Origin of the sequence: Halomonas borealis (assembly GCF_004798905.1) — a bacterium.
In the GTDB taxonomy this organism is placed as follows: domain Bacteria; phylum Pseudomonadota; class Gammaproteobacteria; order Pseudomonadales; family Halomonadaceae; genus Halomonas; species Halomonas borealis.
Genome location: NZ_SDMO01000006.1, coordinates 120,273 through 137,437, shown reverse-complemented (window position 1 = coordinate 137,437; position 17,165 = coordinate 120,273). Strand labels below are relative to the sequence as shown.

Annotated in this window: 17 protein-coding genes; 6 read left to right on the top strand and 11 right to left on the bottom strand. The window is 70.0% G+C overall.

Going from position 1 to position 17,165, the window contains the following annotated elements; all coding sequences use genetic code 11:
- Positions 1 to 76: 76 nt before the first annotated feature.
- The 5 genes from trkA to def all read right to left on the bottom strand — a co-directional run bounded on the left by trkA (position 77) and on the right by def (position 4,957).
- Positions 77 to 1,450, bottom strand: coding sequence for a Trk system potassium transporter TrkA (trkA, locus tag ETC07_RS08175; RefSeq protein ID WP_136248010.1), 1,374 nt, complete (start codon positions 1,448 to 1,450; stop codon positions 77 to 79).
- 250 nt (positions 1,451 to 1,700) lie between these two features.
- Positions 1,701 to 1,904, bottom strand: a complete 204-nt coding sequence (locus tag ETC07_RS08170; RefSeq protein ID WP_136248009.1) for a dodecin — start codon at positions 1,902 to 1,904, stop codon at positions 1,701 to 1,703.
- Positions 1,905 to 1,982: 78 nt separating this feature from the next.
- Positions 1,983 to 3,323 (bottom strand): 16S rRNA (cytosine(967)-C(5))-methyltransferase RsmB, encoded by a 1,341-nt coding sequence (gene rsmB, locus ETC07_RS08165; RefSeq protein ID WP_136248008.1) that lies wholly within the window; start codon positions 3,321 to 3,323, stop codon positions 1,983 to 1,985.
- Positions 3,320 to 4,300 (bottom strand): methionyl-tRNA formyltransferase, encoded by a 981-nt coding sequence (gene fmt / locus ETC07_RS08160; RefSeq protein ID WP_136248007.1) that lies wholly within the window; start codon positions 4,298 to 4,300, stop codon positions 3,320 to 3,322. The genes rsmB and fmt overlap by 4 nt, the downstream gene beginning before the upstream one ends.
- A gap of 144 nt (positions 4,301 to 4,444) precedes the next feature.
- A complete protein-coding gene (def, locus tag ETC07_RS08155) occupies positions 4,445 to 4,957 on the bottom strand; it encodes a peptide deformylase (RefSeq protein WP_136248006.1) in 513 nt (170 codons plus the stop codon).
- A gap of 165 nt (positions 4,958 to 5,122) precedes the next feature.
- Between def and ETC07_RS08150 the strand changes: the two genes are divergently transcribed.
- Genes ETC07_RS08150 through aroE form a run of 5 tightly spaced genes read left to right on the top strand, consistent with a single transcriptional unit; the run spans position 5,123 to position 9,715 of the window.
- Positions 5,123 to 6,208 carry a LysM peptidoglycan-binding domain-containing protein gene (locus ETC07_RS08150; protein ID WP_136248005.1) on the top strand — a complete coding sequence of 362 codons (1,086 nt, stop codon included), beginning with the start codon at positions 5,123 to 5,125 and terminating at the stop codon, positions 6,206 to 6,208.
- An 11-nt stretch (positions 6,209 to 6,219) separates the two neighbouring features.
- Complete coding sequence (gene dprA, locus ETC07_RS08145) at positions 6,220 to 7,320, top strand: DNA-processing protein DprA (RefSeq protein ID WP_136248004.1); 1,101 nt, start codon at positions 6,220 to 6,222, stop codon at positions 7,318 to 7,320.
- A gap of 37 nt (positions 7,321 to 7,357) precedes the next feature.
- Entirely contained in the window at positions 7,358 to 7,927 is a 570-nt protein-coding gene (locus ETC07_RS08140) for an L-threonylcarbamoyladenylate synthase (protein ID WP_136248003.1), read from the top strand.
- Between the two features lie 28 nt (positions 7,928 to 7,955).
- Positions 7,956 to 8,888 carry an oxygen-dependent coproporphyrinogen oxidase gene (gene hemF, locus ETC07_RS08135; RefSeq protein WP_136248002.1) on the top strand — a complete coding sequence of 311 codons (933 nt, stop codon included), beginning with the start codon at positions 7,956 to 7,958 and terminating at the stop codon, positions 8,886 to 8,888.
- Positions 8,885 to 9,715 (top strand): shikimate dehydrogenase, encoded by an 831-nt coding sequence (gene aroE / locus ETC07_RS08130; RefSeq protein ID WP_136248001.1) that lies wholly within the window; start codon positions 8,885 to 8,887, stop codon positions 9,713 to 9,715. Before hemF ends, aroE begins: the two co-directional genes overlap by 4 nt.
- Before the next feature lie 341 nt (positions 9,716 to 10,056).
- Here the strand turns inward: aroE and ETC07_RS08125 are convergent, their stop codons facing one another.
- Positions 10,057 to 10,848 carry a M48 family metallopeptidase gene (locus ETC07_RS08125; RefSeq protein WP_136248000.1) on the bottom strand — a complete coding sequence of 264 codons (792 nt, stop codon included), beginning with the start codon at positions 10,846 to 10,848 and terminating at the stop codon, positions 10,057 to 10,059.
- A gap of 120 nt (positions 10,849 to 10,968) precedes the next feature.
- Between ETC07_RS08125 and ETC07_RS08120 the strand changes: the two genes are divergently transcribed.
- The gene (locus ETC07_RS08120; RefSeq protein ID WP_136247999.1) at positions 10,969 to 11,838 is read left to right on the top strand and encodes an ATP-binding protein; all 870 of its coding nucleotides are present in this window, start codon (positions 10,969 to 10,971) and stop codon (positions 11,836 to 11,838) included.
- Here the strand turns inward: ETC07_RS08120 and ETC07_RS08115 are convergent.
- From ETC07_RS08115 to hisS, 5 genes are all read right to left on the bottom strand, one after another.
- A complete protein-coding gene (locus tag ETC07_RS08115) occupies positions 11,823 to 12,455 on the bottom strand; it encodes a hypothetical protein (protein ID WP_136247998.1) in 633 nt (210 codons plus the stop codon). The two genes, ETC07_RS08120 and ETC07_RS08115, sit on opposite strands and share 16 nt — an antisense overlap.
- A gap of 151 nt (positions 12,456 to 12,606) precedes the next feature.
- A complete protein-coding gene (gene der / locus ETC07_RS08110; protein ID WP_136247997.1) occupies positions 12,607 to 14,010 on the bottom strand; it encodes a ribosome biogenesis GTPase Der in 1,404 nt (467 codons plus the stop codon).
- The gene (gene bamB, locus ETC07_RS08105; protein WP_136247996.1) at positions 14,007 to 15,155 is read right to left on the bottom strand and encodes an outer membrane protein assembly factor BamB; all 1,149 of its coding nucleotides are present in this window, start codon (positions 15,153 to 15,155) and stop codon (positions 14,007 to 14,009) included. The genes der and bamB overlap by 4 nt, the downstream gene beginning before the upstream one ends.
- Complete coding sequence (locus ETC07_RS08100; protein WP_136247995.1) at positions 15,152 to 15,808, bottom strand: YfgM family protein; 657 nt, start codon at positions 15,806 to 15,808, stop codon at positions 15,152 to 15,154. The genes bamB and ETC07_RS08100 overlap by 4 nt, the downstream gene beginning before the upstream one ends.
- A 28-nt stretch (positions 15,809 to 15,836) precedes the next feature.
- Positions 15,837 to 17,159, bottom strand: coding sequence for a histidine--tRNA ligase (gene hisS / locus ETC07_RS08095; RefSeq protein ID WP_276605505.1), 1,323 nt, complete (start codon positions 17,157 to 17,159; stop codon positions 15,837 to 15,839).
- Positions 17,160 to 17,165: the final 6 nt, after the last annotated feature.

Below are 17,165 nucleotides of genomic sequence, written 5' to 3'. Positions count from 1 at the left end.
GTGGCCGGGCGACGAATGGCGTCGGACGATGGCAGGTGCTTCATGCGGATTCCCTCGCGTGCAGGCTGGCAGCGGCTCAGAAGAAGGTCAGGCCGACCTGGAAGAGCCGTTCCACGTCGCGGATGCGGCGCTTGTCGATGACGAACAGGATCAGGTGGTCGCCCGACTGGATCACCACGTCGTCGTGGGCGATCAGGACCTCCTTGCCGCGCACCACGGCGCCGATGGTGGTGCCGCGGGGCAGGTCGATCTCGCCGATGGCCCGGCCCACCACCTTGGAGGACTGGGTATCGCCGTGGGCGATGGCCTCGATGGCCTCGGCGGCGCCGCGGCGCAGCGAGTGGACGTTGACGATGTCGCCGCGGCGGACGTGGGTCAGCAGGCTGCCGATGGTGGCCTGCTGCGGTGAGATGGCGATGTCGATCTCGCCGCCCTGGACCAGGTCCACATAGGCCGCGTTGTTGATCAGGGTGAGGACCTTCTTGGCGCCCATGCGCTTGGCCAGCATCGACGACATGATGTTGACCTCGTCGTCGTTGGTCAGCGCGCAGAAGATATCGCAGTCCTCGATGTTTTCCTCTTCCAGCAGGCGCTTGCTGGTGGCGCTGCCATGGAGGACCACGGTGCGGTCGAGACGCTCGGAGAGCTGGGTGCAGCGCTCGAGGCTGTGCTCGACGATCTTCACCTGGTGACTGTGCTCGAGGTGCTCGGCGAGGCGTTCGCCGATGTTACCGCCGCCGGCGATGATTATCCGGCGGAAGTCGCGCTCGAGGCGGCGTAGCTCGCTCATCACCGCCCGGATGTCACGGCGGTCGGCGATGAAGAACACCTCGTCGTCGGCCTCGATGACGGTATCGCCGCGCGGGATGATCGGCCGGTTGCGGCGGTAGATGGCCGCGACCCGGGTGTCCACGCTGGGCATGTGGCGGCGCAGGAAACCGAGCTCCTGGCCGACCAGCGGCCCGCCGTAGAAGGCCTTGACCGCCACCAGCTGGACCTGGCCGCCGGCGAACTCCAGCACCTGCAGCGCCCCGGGGTGCTCGATCAGGCGGCGGATGTGGTCGGTGACCACCTGCTCGGGGCTGATCAGCACGTCGATGGGCACCGCCTCGTGGGCGAACAGCCCCTTGCGGGTGAGGTAGGCGGTGGCGCGGACGCGGGCGATCTTGGTCGGCGTACGGAACAGCGTGTAGGCGACCTGACAGGCGATCATGTTGACCTCGTCGGAATTGGTCACCGCGATCAGCATGTCGGCGTCTTCACAGCCCGCCTGGCGCAACACCACGGGATAGGAGCCGGCCCCGGTCACGGTGCGGATATCGAGCCGGGTATGAAGCTCGCGGAGCTTCTTGGCATCGGTATCCACCACCGTGATCTCGTTTTCTTCGTGCGCCAGATGTTCGGCCAGGGTGCCGCCGACCTGGCCGGCGCCGAGGATGATGATCTTCATCGCGTATCACAGTCCGCAGCAAGACGGACGGCGCCGCGGGTGCGCCGTCGCATGGGTGGCGGCAAGCCTAAGCAAACGCTGCACAAATGTCTATGCGGGCAAAGGGCTGCGTGTCGCGGTGCTCAGCATCTTCACCTATACCGCATAGGCTCCGGTTCTTGCGCGCCGGACGCCTGGCACCTTACTCCGCTCGCCGATTTGTGCAGCGCTTCCCTAAACTCGCCGTGGTTGGCTGAACAGGGCGGGATCCTCAGTCCAGGGTGAAGCCGACCTTGATCGTGACCTGCCAGTGGGCGACCCGACCGTGCTCGATATGGCCGCGGGTGTCGAGGACCTCGAACCAGCGCATGCCGTGCAGGCTCTCGGAGGCCTTGGTCAGCGCGCCCTGAATGGCGTCCTCGATGCCTCGCTCGGAGGTGCCGGTCAGCTCGAGATGCTTGTAGGTGTGGCTCATGGTGTCGTCCTTCGGCAGCGGGGAAATGACCAGGATGCCCCGACGACACTCGCCGTCGTCGGGGTATCCCCTGGCCGCTCAGGCGGCCTGTTTCCTCAGTCTGGCATAGAAGAAGCCATCATGGCTGTCGACGCTCGGCAGCAGCTGGCGGCCGGCGCCGGCGGGGCGGCCCCAGGCCACGCCCTCGGGCGTCGTCGCCTCGGCGTCCGGCGTGCGTTCGAGGAAGGCCGCGACCTGGTCGGCGTTTTCCTCGGGCAGCACCGAGCAGGTGGCGTAGAGCAGGGTGCCGCCCGGGGCCAGTAGCGGCCAGAGGTTGTCGAGCAGCCGGGCCTGGAGCTCGGCCAGCTTGGCGATATCCGAGGGCCGGCGCAGGCGTTTGATGTCCGGATGGCGGCGGATCACGCCGCTGCCCGAGCAGGGCGCATCGAGCAGGATGGCATCGAAGGGCGTGCCGTCCCACCAGTCGCGGAGGGTGGCGTCACCGTGGGCCAGGTTGGCCTCCAGGCCGAGCCGCGCCAGGGTGTCCTCGACCCGCACCAGGCGGGTGTCGTCGCTGTCGATGGCCTGCAGGTCGATATCGAACAGCTCGAGCAGGTGGGCGGTCTTGCCGCCCGGGGCGCAGCAGGCGTCCAGTACTCGGGCGCCGGGGCGCGGCGCGATCATCGGCCCGAGCAGCTCGGCGGCGAGCTGGGCCGCCTCGTCCTGCACGCTGACCCGGCCTTCCTGGAAGCCAGGCAGCTGGCTGACGTCGCAAGGTTCGTCGAGGGTCAGGCCCTCGGGAGAATGCAGGCACAGCCGGGCGTCGATGGCCGGTGCATCGAGGCACTCGAGATACTGTTCGCGGTCGCCATGACGGCGGTTGACCCGCAGCGTCATCGGCCCGGGCCGGTTGTTGGCCTCGCAGATCGCCCGCCAGTCGTCCGGCCAGGCCTGGCGGAGGGTCTTGAGCCACCACTTGGGATGCAGCAGCGCCACCGCCGGGTCGCGATCGACCTCGGCCTGGAGGGCGGAGGACTCGCGCTGCAGGCGGCGCAGGCAGCCGTTCAGCACCCGGGTGGCCCAGGGCTTGTTGATCAGCCGTGCGGCGCCTGCGGTCTCGCCCACCGCGGCGTGCGGTGGGATGCGCATGTAGAGCAGCTGGTAGATGCCCACCAGCAGCAGGGCCTGGACATCGGCGTCGCGGGCCTTGAAGGGCTTGTCCAGCAGCTTGCCGGCGAGCGCCTCGAGGCGGCACAGGGCGCGGCAGCTGCCGAAGCACAGCTCCTTGAACAGGCCGCGATCCCGGGACACCACCTGATGATCGTCGAGATTGCTGAGCGAGCCTCGGCCGGTGATCACCGGCATCAGGGCGCGGGCGGCCGCGGCACGCACCGCCTGGCCGTTATCGGGGGAACGGGAAGGGTGGCGCGGCTGGTTCATGCGGGGGTCTCCTGGTTCGACCGGCCCAGGCGGATGCCGGGCGCGAAACGCTCTGCGCGAGCCTTGAGGAGCTCACGCACGTCGAGGGGCTTGCCGCCGGGCAGCTGGGCCCGGGTGATGCGCAGCACCTGGTCGCCCTGCTCGCCGCAGGCGATGCACAGCGCGTCATCCTCGCCGGCGAGCAGGGTGCCGGGGGCGGCGTGTCGGTCGCCGGGGGCGGCGTCTGCCATCAACAGGCGCAGGCGGTCATCGCCCAGCGCACACCAGGCCACCGGCCAGGGGTTGAAGGCACGGATGCGAGCGGCCAGCACCTCGGCATCGGCGTGGAAGTCGAGCTCGGCCTCGGCCTTGGAGAGCTTGGCGGCGTAGGTGACGCCTTCCTCGGGCTGGGGCGTGGCGGCGAGGCCGTCGCCGGCCAGGGCGTCGAGCGTCTCGACCAGCGCCTGGCCCCCCTGGGCGGCCAGGGTGTCGTGCAGCGTCCCGCCGGTGGTGGTGGCGGTGATCGGCGTGCGGGCGACATGCAGCATGGCGCCGGTATCCAGCCCCTCGTCCATCTGCATGAGGGTCACGCCACTCTCGCTGTCGCCGGCCTCGACGGCGCGCTGCAGAGGGGCGGCGCCGCGCCAGCGCGGCAGCAGCGAGGCGTGGACGTTGACGCAGCCGAGACGCGGGGTGTCGAGTACCGCCTTGGGCAGGATCAGGCCGTAGGCCACCACCACCATGATATCCGCCTCCAGCGCGGCCAGTTCGGCCTGTGCCTCGGGTGCCTTCAGGGACGCGGGCTGGTAGACCGGCAGCGCGTGGTCGAGCGCCAGCGCCTTGACGGGGCTCGGCGTGAGCTTGCGCCCTCGGCCGGCAGGGCGGTCGGGTTGGGTATAGACGGCGACGACGCGATGGGCGCTCGCAAGCAGCGCCGCCAGGCTTTCGGCGGCGAAGTCGGGCGTGCCGGCGAAGATGACGCGCAGGGGTCGGGACATGGGTTCGGTGGCCTTGCCGGAATGAATGCCCCCCATGATAACGGAGCCGGACCCAAACGACGAAGGCCGGCGCCTTGATCGGCGCCGACCTTCGTTCGTGTCGACTCGGTGCATGACCGTCGAGGCGCGTCGGCCGCCCCGGCGTCAGGCCGGCTGGGCCGCCCGGTGGCGTTTCTGCATCTTCTTCATCACCCGGTCGCGCTTGAGCGGCGAGAGGTAGTCGACGAATAGCACGCCTTCGAGGTGGTCGTATTCGTGCTGGATGCAATGAGCCAGCAGGCCCTCGGCCTCCAGCTCGTAGGGTTGGCCGTCGCGTCCCAGGGCCTTGAGCCCGACGCGCAGCGCGCGTGGCACCTCGGCATAGTATTCGGGGATCGACAGACAGCCTTCCTGCATCGGCTCGCGCTCGTCGTCGAGCGGTGTGTACTCGGGGTTGATCAGCACCAGCGGGGCGCTCTGATCATCGCTGACGTCTATGACGATGACCCGGCGGTGGGCGTCCACCTGGCTGGCCGCCAGGCCGATGCCGGGCGCGTCGTACATGGTCTCCAGCATGTCGTCGACCAGCTGGCGTACCTCGTCGTCGACCGTCTCGACGGGAGCCGCCTTGGTGCGCAGCCGCTCGTCGGGGAATTCGAGAATAGGGAGTTTGGCCATGGCGTTGCTGTCACCGTTGTGCTGTCATTCGGGAATCATGACTATTCTAGAAGCCTGTGGCGTGCCGGGGAACCGCGGTTCACGCATCGTATTGATAGCGTCAGACTATACCACGGCAATAAGGTTCCTGGCGCCGCCGCGGCCAGCGGGCGGGAGTGCGACACGATGAAGCAGATCGGACACGGCAGGCGAGCGACGCATTGGCTGGGCGGACTGGTGTTGGGCGTGCTGGCCGCCGGTGCCCATGCGCAGGGGCTCGACTGGGATGAAGGCCTGAGAGACGACGCTCCGGAACGCTACAGCGTGGTCCGGGGTGACACCCTCTGGGACATCGCCGGACGCTTCCTGCATCACCCTTGGCAGTGGCTCGAGGTGTGGCGCGGCAATCCGCAGATCGACGATCCCCACCGGATCTATCCGGGCGATACCCTCTACCTCGACGACTGCGGCGATCGGCCGTGCCTGGGTCTGGAGCGCGGCCGGGAGGTGGTGCACCTGTCGCCGGAAGTCCGCACCGTCCCGCGGCGAGAGGCCATCGCGCCGATCCCACTTTCCTCGGTACGCCTGTTCCTGCGCGACCATCGGGTCATCGACGATCCCGCGAGCCTCGAGGCGCTGGGGTATGTGGTGGGTGGCGACGACGGCCGCTTGATCAGCGGTGCCGGCGATCGCTTCTATGCCCGAGGCCGCATGCCCGAGAGCGGCCGCATGGGCCTCTATCGCCGCGGCGAGCGTTACCTCGACCCGACCAGCGGCGATCCGCTGGGCCTCGAACTCGAGAGGGTGGGCGAGGCTCGCTGGCTGCGCCAGGAAGGCGACATCGCGGTGCTGGAGGCGACCCAGGCGTATCAGGAGATCCGCAACGGCGATATCGTGCTGCCGCGGGAGGCCTCCGAGCTGGCCACCGAGTTCCAGCCGCGGGCCCCGGATCGGGCCGTCGAAGGGCATATCCTGTCGGTGCCCGGCGGCGTGCGCTTCATCGGTCGCGGGCGGATGGTCGCCCTGGACCGCGGCATCCGCGACGGCCTGGCCCCCGGCCATGTGCTGGCGGTCGAGCAACGCGGAGAACTCGTCGATGACCCGCGTACCGGCGAGCCGCTACGCCTGCCCGGCGAGCAGGCCGGCCTGGTGATGGTCGTGCACCCCTTCGAGAAGATGAGCTACGGCCTGGTGATGCGCGCCTCCCACCCCCTGGAGGTGGGCGATCGCCTGTCCACGCCGGGGGCGGCCTTGCACACGGCACGACGCTAGGAGCCACGCCTATGCCGACGGCCCGTGAGTGGTTGCTGCTGTCGCGCCTGCCCGGCCTCGGGGCCGGCCGGCTGTCCGAGCTGGCGGCCCGCTCGCCGGCCTGGCCCGAGGGCTGGCTGGCGGTCATGCCGGCCAAGGCGGCCGCCGCCTTGCGATGGTGGCTCGAGTATCCCTCCCGCAGCCCGCTGAACGCGGCGCTGGATGCCGACGAGGCGTGGCTCTCGGCGGCCCCGGACCGCCACCTGCTGTTTCCCGAGCATCCCGCCTGGCCACGGCTGCTGGCCGAGATCCCCGATCCGCCGCCGGTGCTCTGGGCCTGGGGCGACCTGGCGGCGCTCGCGCCGCCGCGGCTGGCGATGGTCGGCACGCGCAAACCGACCCGCGAAGGGCTCGCCAATGCCGCCGGCTTCGCCCGGGCGCTGGTCGAGCGTGGCTGGAGTGTGGTCAGCGGCATGGCGCTGGGCATCGACGGTGCCGCCCAGCACGCGGCCCTGGAGGCCGGCGGGCGCAGCGTGGCGGTACTGGGTGGCGGGGTCGACGTGGTCTATCCGGCGCGTCATCGCGCCCTGCACGAGCGGCTGCGCGGGCCTGGTGGCCTGTTGCTCGCCGAGCATCCGCCGGGCACCAGGCCGCATCCGGGCTTCTTCCCACGCCGCAATCGCATCGTCACCGGGTTGGCGTGCGGCGTGCTGGTGGTGGAGGCGGCCGAGCGCAGCGGATCGCTGGTCAGCGCTCGACTGGCCGGGGAGCAGGGTCGCGAGGTGTTCGCCGTGCCGGGGTCGATCCACAACCCCCAGGCACGCGGCTGCCTGGGGTTGATTCGCGAGGGGGGCGTGCTGGTGCGCGAGGTCGACGACATCCTCGCCGAGTTGCCGGCCTGGGAAGCGCCGCCGGCGCGTCCCGACGCGCCACCCGCCGAGGCCGACGATGGAGACGATCCGCTGCTGGCCTGGCTCAGCGATACCCCGGCACCGGTCGATGCCCTGGTCGGCCTGACCGGGCTATCGGTGGCCGACTGCCAGCGTCGGCTGCTGACCCTAGAGCTGGAGGGGCGCGCCGGTCCCACGGCCGGCGGCTGGGTGCGTCTGCCGGGCCCCGCAGGAGCGTGGTAGAATCCGGGCTCATGTCCGAGGCCGCCGGAACCCCACGATGATCCAGGACCCTTCCCTCGCCAACGCCGTGGCCGCGCTGCGCGCCGGCGGCGTGATCGGTTATCCCACCGAGGCCGTCTGGGGCCTCGGCTGCGACCCCGATGATGCCGCGGCGCTGACCCGACTGCTCGCCCTCAAGCGCCGTGACCCGGCCAAGGGGGTGATCCTGGTGGCCGCCGACATCGCCCAGTTCGAGCCCTGGCTGGACGGCCTCGACGCCGAGTGTCGCGCGCTCCTGGCGACGCCCCGCGAGACGCCCACCACCTGGCTGGTGCCCGACAACGGGCGCTCGCTCGCGCTGGTGCGCGGTGAGCATGAGCGGGTGGCACTCAGGATCAGCGGCCACCCGCGGGTGGCCGCTCTGTGCCACGCCTTCGGCGGGCCCGTCGTCTCCACCTCCGCCAACCGTGCCGGTGAGCCCTCGGCGATGAGCGGCGCCGAGGTCCGCGCGATCTTCGGCGAGGCGCCCGAGGGCGAGCTCGCCGCCGTGCTCGACGGCCCCCTGGGCGGTCACGACCGCCCGAGCACCATCCGCGACCTGATCACCGACCGCGTGCTGCGCGACTGACCCTTTCGCTGCCGATCAAGGAGGCCCCGTGGCCTACGCCCATCTCGACCCCGTGAAGACCTACCTGCTCGACCTGCAGGACCGACTGTGCGAGGCCCTGGCCGCCGAGGACGGCCGGGCCAGCTTCCGCGAGGACAGCTGGGAGCGCGCCGAGGGCGGCGGCGGCCGTTCGCGGGTGATCGAGAACGGCGCCGTGTTCGAGAAGGGCGGCGTCAACTTCTCCCATGTGCACGGCACGACCCTGCCGCCCTCGGCCACCGCCGCGCGCCCCGAACTCGCCGGCCGCGGCTTCCACGCGGTGGGCGTGTCCTGGGTGCTGCATCCCGAGAACCCCCACGTGCCGACCAGCCACGGCAACGTGCGCTTCCTGATCGCCGAGAAAGAGGGCGAGGCGCCGGTGTGGTGGTTCGGCGGCGGCTATGACCTGACGCCCTTCTACCCGGTGCTCGAGGACGTGCGCCACTGGCACCGGGTGGCGCGGGACGCCTGTGCGCCCTTCGGCGACGACGTCTACCCGCGCTACAAGGCCTGGTGCGACGACTACTTCCTCCTCAAACATCGTGACGAGACCCGTGGCGTCGGCGGGCTGTTCTTCGACGACCTCAACGAGGGCGGCTTCGATCGTTGCTTCGCCTTTCAGCGCGCGGTCGGCGACAGCTTCCTCGAGGCCTACCTGCCGATCGTACGCCGCCGCCGCGAGACGCCTTACGGCGAGCGCGAGCGCGATTTTCAGCTCTATCGTCGCGGCCGCTACGTGGAGTTCAACCTGGTCTGGGACCGTGGCACCCTGTTCGGCCTGCAGAGCGGCGGGCGCACCGAGTCGATCCTGATGTCGATGCCGCCGCTGGCGCGCTGGGAGTATGCCTGGACGCCGGAGCCCGACAGCCCCGAGGCGTCCCTCGACGCTTACCTTCAGCCCCACGACTGGCTCGGCGAGGCAGCCCAGGAGAGCGACACATGACCGATCGTTACTGCGTGTTCGGCCACCCGGTAGGCCACTCGAAGTCGCCGGCCATCCACTCGGCCTTCGCCGAGCAGACCGACGAGGCGCTCGAGTACACCGCCATCGAGCCGCCGTTGGAGGGTTTCAGCGCCACCTGGCGCGCCTTCGTCGACGCGGGAGGGCGTGGCGCCAACGTCACCGCCCCCTTCAAGGAGGAGGCCTACCGGCTGTGCGATGCGCTCACCCCGAGGGCCAAGCGTGCCGGGGCGGTGAATACCCTGATTCGGCAGGCCGACGGGCTGACCCGCGGCGACACCACCGATGGCGCCGGCCTGGTGGGAGACCTGCGGCGCCGCGGCGTGCGACTTGCCGGCGCGCGCATCCTGGTGCTCGGCGCCGGTGGTGCGGTGCGCGGGGTGCTGGAGCCGCTGCTCGCGGAAGCCCCGGCGTGCCTGCATGTCGCCAACCGCACCGCCGCGAAGGCCGAGGCGCTGGCGGCGGACTTCGCGGACCTGGGTGAGGTCACGGGCGGCGGCTTCGAGGCGCTGGAAGGCCCCTACGACCTGGTGATCAACGGCACCAGCGCCAGTCTCGGTGGCGAACTGCCGCCGTTGCCCGAGGGCCTGTTCGTCGCCGGGGCCAGCGCCTACGACATGATGTACGGCGCCGAGCCGACGGTCTTCCTGCGCTGGGCCGACGAGCGTGGCGCGGCCACCATCGACGGCCTGGGCATGCTGGTGGGCCAGGCCGCCGAGTCCTTCATGCTGTGGCGCGGCGTGCGCCCGGACGTCGCCCCGGTGCTGGAGACGCTGCGCCGGGGTCTCCAGGCAATGCCTGAAACGTGACTGCGCTCGGCTATACGGCGTTAAGCATCTGACGCCCGTAAACGTCGGCTTTTGACGAGCGACATCCTGTCACTCGCTCTTCGAGCAGCGGAGCCGCCCAAATCGGCAATCCTCGTCGGTTTGTCGATTGTGCCCCACATGGAGGTGGGAAGTGCGTTGGTCCGCCTGGAGCGGGTCTAGCCCTAGCCTTCGCTCGCCGACTTCCCGACACAACCTGGCCGCCGCGTGGCATCTCGCAAAACGCCCCGAGTCGCTGTCCGGCTCGGGGCGTTTTTCATGAGGCCTGCTCAGAGCTCTCTTCAGGCTCAGGGCTTTCCATCCGCTCAGGGCTTTCTACAGGCTCAGGGCTGTCCGCAGTTCGGCGCATCGCCGGCCTGGCGATAGCGCTGCAGCGCCTCGGGCATGTCGGACTCGAGGCCCGAGATGCGGCTGCCGTGGCTGGGGTGGGTGGACATCCACTCCGGCGGCTGGCCGCCCCCGGCGTTCGCCATGTTCTGCCACAGGGCGATGCTGGCCCGCGGGTCGAAGCCGGCGTTGGCCATCAGGCGCAGGCCGATGGTATCGGCTTCGCTCTCGTGGCTGCGTGAGAAGGGCAGCAGGATGCCGTACTGGGCGCCCATGCCCAGCGCGGCCATCACCTGCTGACCGCCCGCGCCCTCCAGGCCAGCGGCCGAGGAAAGCACCGACAGCCCCAGCTGGGTGGCGTTCTGGGTCGAGGCGCGTTCGTTGGCGTGGTGGGCCAGTACGTGCCCGATCTCGTGGCCGATGACCGAGGCCAGCTGGTCCTGGTTGTCGGTGATCTCGAGCAGTCCGGTGTTCACGCCGACATAGCCGCCGGGCAGGGCGAAGGCATTGGCCGAGTCGTCCTCGAAGACTCGCACCTGCCAGTTCTCCTGCTGTAGCTCGGCGGGCAGGTTGGCGACGATCTCGCGGGTCACGCATTGGGCGAGTCGGTAGGGTGCGCCGTCGACGGTGGGGCGCTCCTGCTGATACTGGTCGAAGGCCTTGGCACCCATCTGGTCGAGCTGATCGGCGGACATCAGGGTCAGCTGCGAGCGCCCGGTGGGCGAGGTGCTGCAGGCGGCCAGGGCGATGCTCAGCGCGCCCACGGCGAGACACGGAATCCAGCGCATGAAAGACCTCCTGGGGGGCCGGCCGTGGCGGTGCCACTGGACGGCGAATAAGCGTTCGCCACAAGATACCCCGAACGCTTGTCAGGTCAACCGCCAAACCTGCAATCACGGAGGAAGTGCATGGACGATGAACTGTCGCAACGCCTGCTGGCGTTGCTGGCCCGGGTGGAGCCCTGGCTGCCGCCGGCGGCCGAGGGCGTCGACTGGACGCATGACGTGGCCGCCCTGTGGGAGCGCCACGCGCTGGGTGGGCGCCTGGTGCCGGTGCCGCCCCGCGATGCCCTGGCGCTCGACGACCTGCTCGGCATCGAGCGCCAGAAGCGGGCGCTGGTCGACAATACCCGCGCCTTCCTGCGCGGCTACCCGGCCAACCATGCCCTGTTGTGGGGCGCCCGGGGCAGCGGCAAGTCGTCGCTGGTGCGCGCGCTGCTCAACGGCCTGGGAGGCGAAGGCCTGCGCCTGGTGCAGGTCGACCGCCACGACCTGTCCGACCTGCCGACGCTGGTCAACCAGCTACGCCACCAGCCGCAGCGCTTCGTGGTCTACTGCGACGATCTCTCCTTCGAGGGCCACGACGATGCTTACAAGGCCTTGAAGAGCGTGCTCGACGGCACCCTGACCGGGCCGCCCGAGAACGTGCTGCTCTACGCTACTTCCAACCGTCGCCACCTGGTGCCCGAATCGCCGGCCGACAACGACGCCACCCGGCTGGTCGGCGAGGAGCTGCATCACGGCGACGCCGTCGAGGAGAAGATCTCGCTGTCCGACCGCTTCGGGCTGTGGCTGGCCTTCCATCCCAGCTCCCAGGAGGCCTACCTCGAGGCCTGCCAGCACTGGACGCAGCGCCTCGGCACCGCGAGCGACTGGCACGAGCAGGCGCGCGCCGAGGCGCTGCGTTACGCCACCCTGCGTGGCGGTCGCAGCGGCCGGGTGGCCTGGCAGTTCGCCTGCCAGTGGATCGGCCGCCAGCGGCTCTATGACGAAGGCTGAGCGCCGCTCGAGCGCAGCGTGCCGTCTTCGCCGACGACGAGGCGCAGGGTCGGCGCCAGCAGTCCGGACGGCAGGCTCACCCCCAGGCCGCTGAGGCCGCCGGGGGTGATCGAAAGCTCGCTGCCGGTGGGCAGCTCGCCGCTGCGGACCATCTGCCGGGCCAGGTCGAGCAGCGGCGCCAGCTTGTCGCGGTCGCCCTGGAGCAGGTCGAAGGCCAGCGGCAGTCGCAGGTCGCTGTCATCGCCCGGCGTCAGGGCTACCCGCTGGTCGTAGCGGCCGCCGACGGAGTCGAGCCCGGGCATGTCCAGCCGCCAGTCGAAGCCGTCCATCTGCATGGCGGGGAGTCCGGCGGGCAGCTCCAGCCCCATCGCCATGGTGGCCTGCACCGGCAGGCTACCGCTGCCGAGGCTTGTGGCGATCAACGAGCCGAGGTCGCTGGCGGAGCCGGCATCGAGGGGCCGGGAGTCGAGGCGGATATCCTCGACATCCAGCGAGGTCACCTTCGGCTGGAAGGTGGGCAGGCCGGCCTGGGACAGGGCCTGGCAGCCGCCGAGCAGCAGCGCCAGGCAGCCGGGGATCAGCATGCGCGCGCCACGGCGCGGAACATTCAGGGGCATGGTCGTTTCTCGCTCATGGGGGAAGCAGGGGCGTGGGGGACGCTCGCCGCGGGGCGGCAGACGCACACCGCCGGCTCGCGAGCCGGCGGTGTGCGATCGACGAGGCTCACCCCGGCGCCGACAGGCGTCGACGACGGGGCCGCCGAGGAACTCAGCGCCGGCTGCGGCGTGATTCCTTGGTGCGGTTGAGCTCGCGCTTCTTGGCCTTCTCGCGGTCGCTGGCGCCGCTCATGTGATCGTAGGGGTTCTTGCCCGAGCGGAACTCGAAGCGTATCGGCGTGCCGCGGACCTTGAGCACCTTGCGGAAGATGTTGGTCAGGTAGCGCTTGTAGGCCTCGGGCAGCGACTCGGTCTGGTTGCCGTGGACGACGATGATCGGCGGGTTGCTGCCGCCCTGGTGGGCCATGCGCAGCTTGATACGCCGGCCGTTGATCATCGGCGCCGGGTGCTGCTCCACGGCGTCGCGCAGGATGTTGGTCAGGCGGTTGGTCGACCAGTGGCTGTTGGCCGAGGCGAAGGCGCGCTCGATGGACGGGTAGAGGTCGCCCACCGCGGTGCCGTGCAGCGCCGAGATGAAGTGCAGGTCGGCGTAGTCGGCGAAGCCCAGGCGGCGCTTGATCTCGGTGCGCATCTTGTCCTTGGCCTCGCTCTCCAGGCCGTCCCACTTGTTGACCGCCAGCACCAGCGCGCGGCCGCTGGTCAGCACGTAGTCGAGCAGGTGCAGGTCCTGCTCCACCAGGCCGCTCCTGGCGTCGAGCACCATGACCGCGACGTGGCATTCCTTGATCGCCTCGAGGGCCTTGATGATCGAGAACTTCTCGGTGGTCTCGCTGACGTTCTTGCGTCGCCGCACGCCGGCGGTGTCGACCAGCACGTAGGGCTCGCCGCGCCGCTCGAAGGGGATCTCGATGGCATCGCGGGTGGTGCCGGCCTCGTCGAAGACCACCACCCGATCCTCGCCGAGCAGGCGGTTGACCAGCGTCGACTTGCCGACGTTGGGGCGGCCGATCACGCCGATGCGGATGCCCTTGGTGCCGGTATCGGCGGGGATGTCGGCATCGCGCTCGGGGAAGGGCGTGAGCACCTCGTCGATCAGCGTGGTGACATTGCGACCGTGGGCGGCGGCGATCGGGTAGGGCGAGCCGAGGCCGATCTGCCAGAAATCGGCCATGGCGGAATGCTCTTCCAGGCCGTCGGTCTTGTTGACCACCAGCCAGGTCTTCTTCTGGTTGATGCGCAGGTGATTGGCGATGGCCTCATCGGCCACGTTCAGGCCGCTGCGGCCGTCGACCATGAACAGCACGATGTCGGCTTCGTCGATGGCCTGCAGCGACTGCTCGGCCATGGCCGCATCGATGCCCGCCTCGTCGCCGCTGATGCCGCCGGTGTCGATCACCGTGTAGGCCTTGCCGCCGAGCATGCCATTGCCGTACTTGCGGTCCCGGGTCAGCCCGGGAAAGTCGGCCACCAGGGCGTCACGGGTACGCGTCAGGCGGTTGAACAGGGTCGACTTGCCCACATTGGGGCGGCCGACCAGTGCGATAACGGGATTCATGGTTGCAGTTCCAGGGCCTCTAGGCTGCCGTCGTCGGCCAGGGCGTAGACGCGCTTGCCGTCGGTGAGCGGAGCCACGCTGACGGTGTCGTCGACCTCGGTGCGGCCGACCAGGCCGCCCTCGCGGGCATCGATCAGGTGCAGGTAGCCCTCGAAGTCGCCGACCACCAGTCGGCCGTCCGCGAAGGCCGGGTCGGTGAGCTCGCGCCCTTCGAGGTCGTCGAGCTCCCAGATAGTGTCGCCGTTGCCGGCATTGATGGCCATCACATGGCTAGCCTCGTCGACCACGAACAGGTAGTCGCCGGCCAGGATCGGGCTGCGGTAGCTGGAGATGTCGCGCGCCCACAGGATCTCGCCGCTGGTGGCCTTGAGCGCCGCCAGGCGACCGTGATAGCTGGTCACGAACAGGCGCCCGTCGGGGGTCAGCAGCGGCTGGCCGGCCAGGTCGACCAGGCGTTCGATCTCGCTACGGCCCTCGGGGACGGCGATGCGGCGCTCCCACAGCGGCTCGCCACGGCGATTGTCCAGGGTGACCAGCTGGCCGTTGGCCTGGCCGGCGAAGGTCACCTGATCGATGATCCGCGGGGTGCCGGTGTGGCGCAGGGTCAGGGCCGGGCGGCTGCCGCTGTAGACCCAACGTTCGGTGCCGCTGGCGCGATCCAGGGCGGTCACGCTGCCGTCCACCGCCTGCACGACGACCAGCTGGCGGTTGGCCTGGGGAGCGGCCAGCACCTCGCTGTTGACGCGGGTGCGCCACAGCACCTCGCCGTCGGACTGGTCAATGGCCAGCACCTCGCCGTTGCGGGTGCCGAGGTAGACGCGCTCGGCCACCGCGGTCAGGCCGCTGGAGACGCCGGCGTCGAGCTCGATGTGCCAACGAGACTCGCCGCTGTCGGTGTCGATGGCCTCGATGCGGCCGGCATGGTCGGCGACGAACAGGGTGTCACCGTCCCGCGCCGGCTCCAGCGGATAGCCGCCCTGGCCCAGCCCCTCGCCGACCTGGGTGTCCCACAGGGTGTCGACGCTGGTGGTGCCGGCGGTATCGCCGAGCGCCTTGGGCGGATACTCGGGCTCGACCTGGCCGGCACAGCCGGTCAGCAGGCCGAGCGCGGCGGTCGCGGCGATGGCGAGTGTGGTCTTGCTCATGAGGTCTCCTCGACGCCCAGATCGTCCAGTTTGAGTTGCACGCCGTAGAGCGATTGGTCGCTGGCCTCGGACAGGCTCAAGGCTTGCTGCCAGGCCTCGCGGGCGGCCTCACGGTCGCCGAGCGCCAGATGGGCATCGCCGCGGACGTCGGCGCGCTGAGCATTCAGCGGCTCGGGGATGTCGCCGTCGAGGGTAGCGAGCGCCGCCTCGGCGTCCTCGCCGGCCAGCTGCAGGCGCGCCAGGCGCAGCCGCGCCACGCCTTGCAGGTAGGGGCGCTCGCCCTCGGCGACCAGCGCTTGCAGGGTGCTGGCGGCGGCGTCGATATCGCCGGCACCCACGGCCACGCGGGCGTCCATCAGGCGCGCCAGATCGGCGTAGAGGCTATCGCCGTGATCCTCGACGATGCGGCTCGTCAGGCTCTCGACCTGTTGGCGGGCGCCATCATCGAGCTCGTCCTGGCTGCTCAGGGTCAACAGTTGCTGATAGGAGGCCGAGGCCGCCTCGGCCTGGCCGGCCTGATAGTCCTGCCAGGTGTGCCAGCCGAAGACACCGGCGGCGGCGATCGCCGCGCCGGCGATCAGCGAGGTGCCGTTTTCCTTCCACCAGCGCTTGATGGCTTCGAGCTGTTCTTCTTCCGTTCTCATCTCCGCCACGGGCGGTCTCCTTGTCTATCCTCGGGCGTCAGGCTTGGCCTGCCAGCAGGGAGGCGAGGGTGTCGGCGAGCGCGTCCTGGTCGAGGCGCTGCTGTTCGCGCTCCTCGCGCAGGAACTTCAGCGTCACGGTGTTTTCGGCGAGTTCGTCCTCGCCGAGCAGTAGGGCCAGGCGGGCACCGCTCTTGTCGGCCTTCTTGATGCGGCTCTTGAAGCTGCCGCCGCCGCAGTGCAGCTGCACGCGGAGCTCGGGGTGCGCCTCGCGCAGGCGCTCACCCAGCAGCAGGGCGGCCGACTCGGTGGCCTCGCTCATCGGCAGCAGGTAGACATCCAGGTCGCCGCGGGCCTCGTCGGGCACTAGGTCCAGGGTGTCGAGCAGCAGGATCAGGCGCTCGATGCCCATGGCGAAGCCGACCGCCGGCACCGGCTTGCCGCCGAGCTGCTCGACCAGGCCGTCGTAGCGCCCGCCGGCACACACCGTGCCCTGGCTGCCCAGTGCCGTGGTGGTCCACTCGAAGACGGTGCGCGAGTAGTAGTCCAGGCCGCGCACCAGCTGCGGGTTGATCGTATAGGCGATGCCGGCCTCGTCGAGGATGGCGGTCAGGCGCTCGAAGTGTTCCTTCGATTCGGCGTCCAGGTGATCCATCAGCCGCGGCGCATCGGCCAGCATCGGCGCCATGTCCGGATTCTTGGCGTCGAGGATGCGCAGCGGGTTGGTCGCGAGCCGGCGACGCGAGTCCTCGTCGAGCACCTCCATGTGCTGTTCGAAGTAGGCCACCAGGGTGTCGCGGTAGGCGGCGCGCGCCTCCGGCGAGCCCAGGGAGTTGAGCTCCAGGGTGACGTGTTCGAACAGCCCGAGCTGCTTCCACAGCCGCGCCGAGAGCAGGATCAGCTCGGCGTCGATGTCCGGCCCCTCGAGGCCGAAGGTCTCCACGCCGACCTGATGGAACTGCCGGTAGCGCCCCTTCTGGGGGCGCTCGTGACGGAACATCGGGCCCTGGTACCACAGCCGCTGGGTCTGGTTGTGCAACAGGCCGTGTTCCATGGCGGCACGCACGCAGCTCGCCGTGCCTTCGGGACGCAGCGTCAGGCTGTCGCCGTTGCGGTCCTCGAAGGTGTACATTTCCTTCTCGACGATGTCGGTGACCTCGCCGATGGAGCGCTTGAACAGCGCGGTCTGCTCGACGATGGGCGTGCGGATCTCGTCATAGCCATAGCGGCCCATGAGCGCGCGCATCTGGCCCTCGAAGTACTGCCACAGCGGGGACTGGTCCGGTAGCAGGTCGTTCATGCCGCGAATGGCCTGGATCTTCTTGCCGCTCGGCTCTTTGCTATTTGCTTGGGGCTTGCTCAATGCTGG

Coding starts and splice junctions, on each gene's coding strand:
- trkA (WP_136248010.1), bottom strand. CDS start 1,450: ATGAAGATCATCATCCTCGGCGCCGGCCAGGTCGGCGGCACCCTGGCC.
- ETC07_RS08170 (WP_136248009.1), bottom strand. CDS start 1,904: ATGAGCCACACCTACAAGCATCTCGAGCTGACCGGCACCTCCGAGCGA.
- rsmB (WP_136248008.1), bottom strand. CDS start 3,323: ATGAACCAGCCGCGCCACCCTTCCCGTTCCCCCGATAACGGCCAGGCG.
- fmt (WP_136248007.1), bottom strand. CDS start 4,300: ATGTCCCGACCCCTGCGCGTCATCTTCGCCGGCACGCCCGACTTCGCC.
- def (WP_136248006.1), bottom strand. CDS start 4,957: ATGGCCAAACTCCCTATTCTCGAATTCCCCGACGAGCGGCTGCGCACC.
- ETC07_RS08150 (WP_136248005.1), top strand. CDS start 5,123: ATGAAGCAGATCGGACACGGCAGGCGAGCGACGCATTGGCTGGGCGGA.
- dprA (WP_136248004.1), top strand. CDS start 6,220: ATGCCGACGGCCCGTGAGTGGTTGCTGCTGTCGCGCCTGCCCGGCCTC.
- ETC07_RS08140 (WP_136248003.1), top strand. CDS start 7,358: ATGATCCAGGACCCTTCCCTCGCCAACGCCGTGGCCGCGCTGCGCGCC.
- aroE (WP_136248001.1), top strand. CDS start 8,885: ATGACCGATCGTTACTGCGTGTTCGGCCACCCGGTAGGCCACTCGAAG.
- ETC07_RS08125 (WP_136248000.1), bottom strand. CDS start 10,848: ATGCGCTGGATTCCGTGTCTCGCCGTGGGCGCGCTGAGCATCGCCCTG.
- ETC07_RS08120 (WP_136247999.1), top strand. CDS start 10,969: ATGGACGATGAACTGTCGCAACGCCTGCTGGCGTTGCTGGCCCGGGTG.
- ETC07_RS08115 (WP_136247998.1), bottom strand. CDS start 12,455: ATGCCCCTGAATGTTCCGCGCCGTGGCGCGCGCATGCTGATCCCCGGC.
- der (WP_136247997.1), bottom strand. CDS start 14,010: ATGAATCCCGTTATCGCACTGGTCGGCCGCCCCAATGTGGGCAAGTCG.
- bamB (WP_136247996.1), bottom strand. CDS start 15,155: ATGAGCAAGACCACACTCGCCATCGCCGCGACCGCCGCGCTCGGCCTG.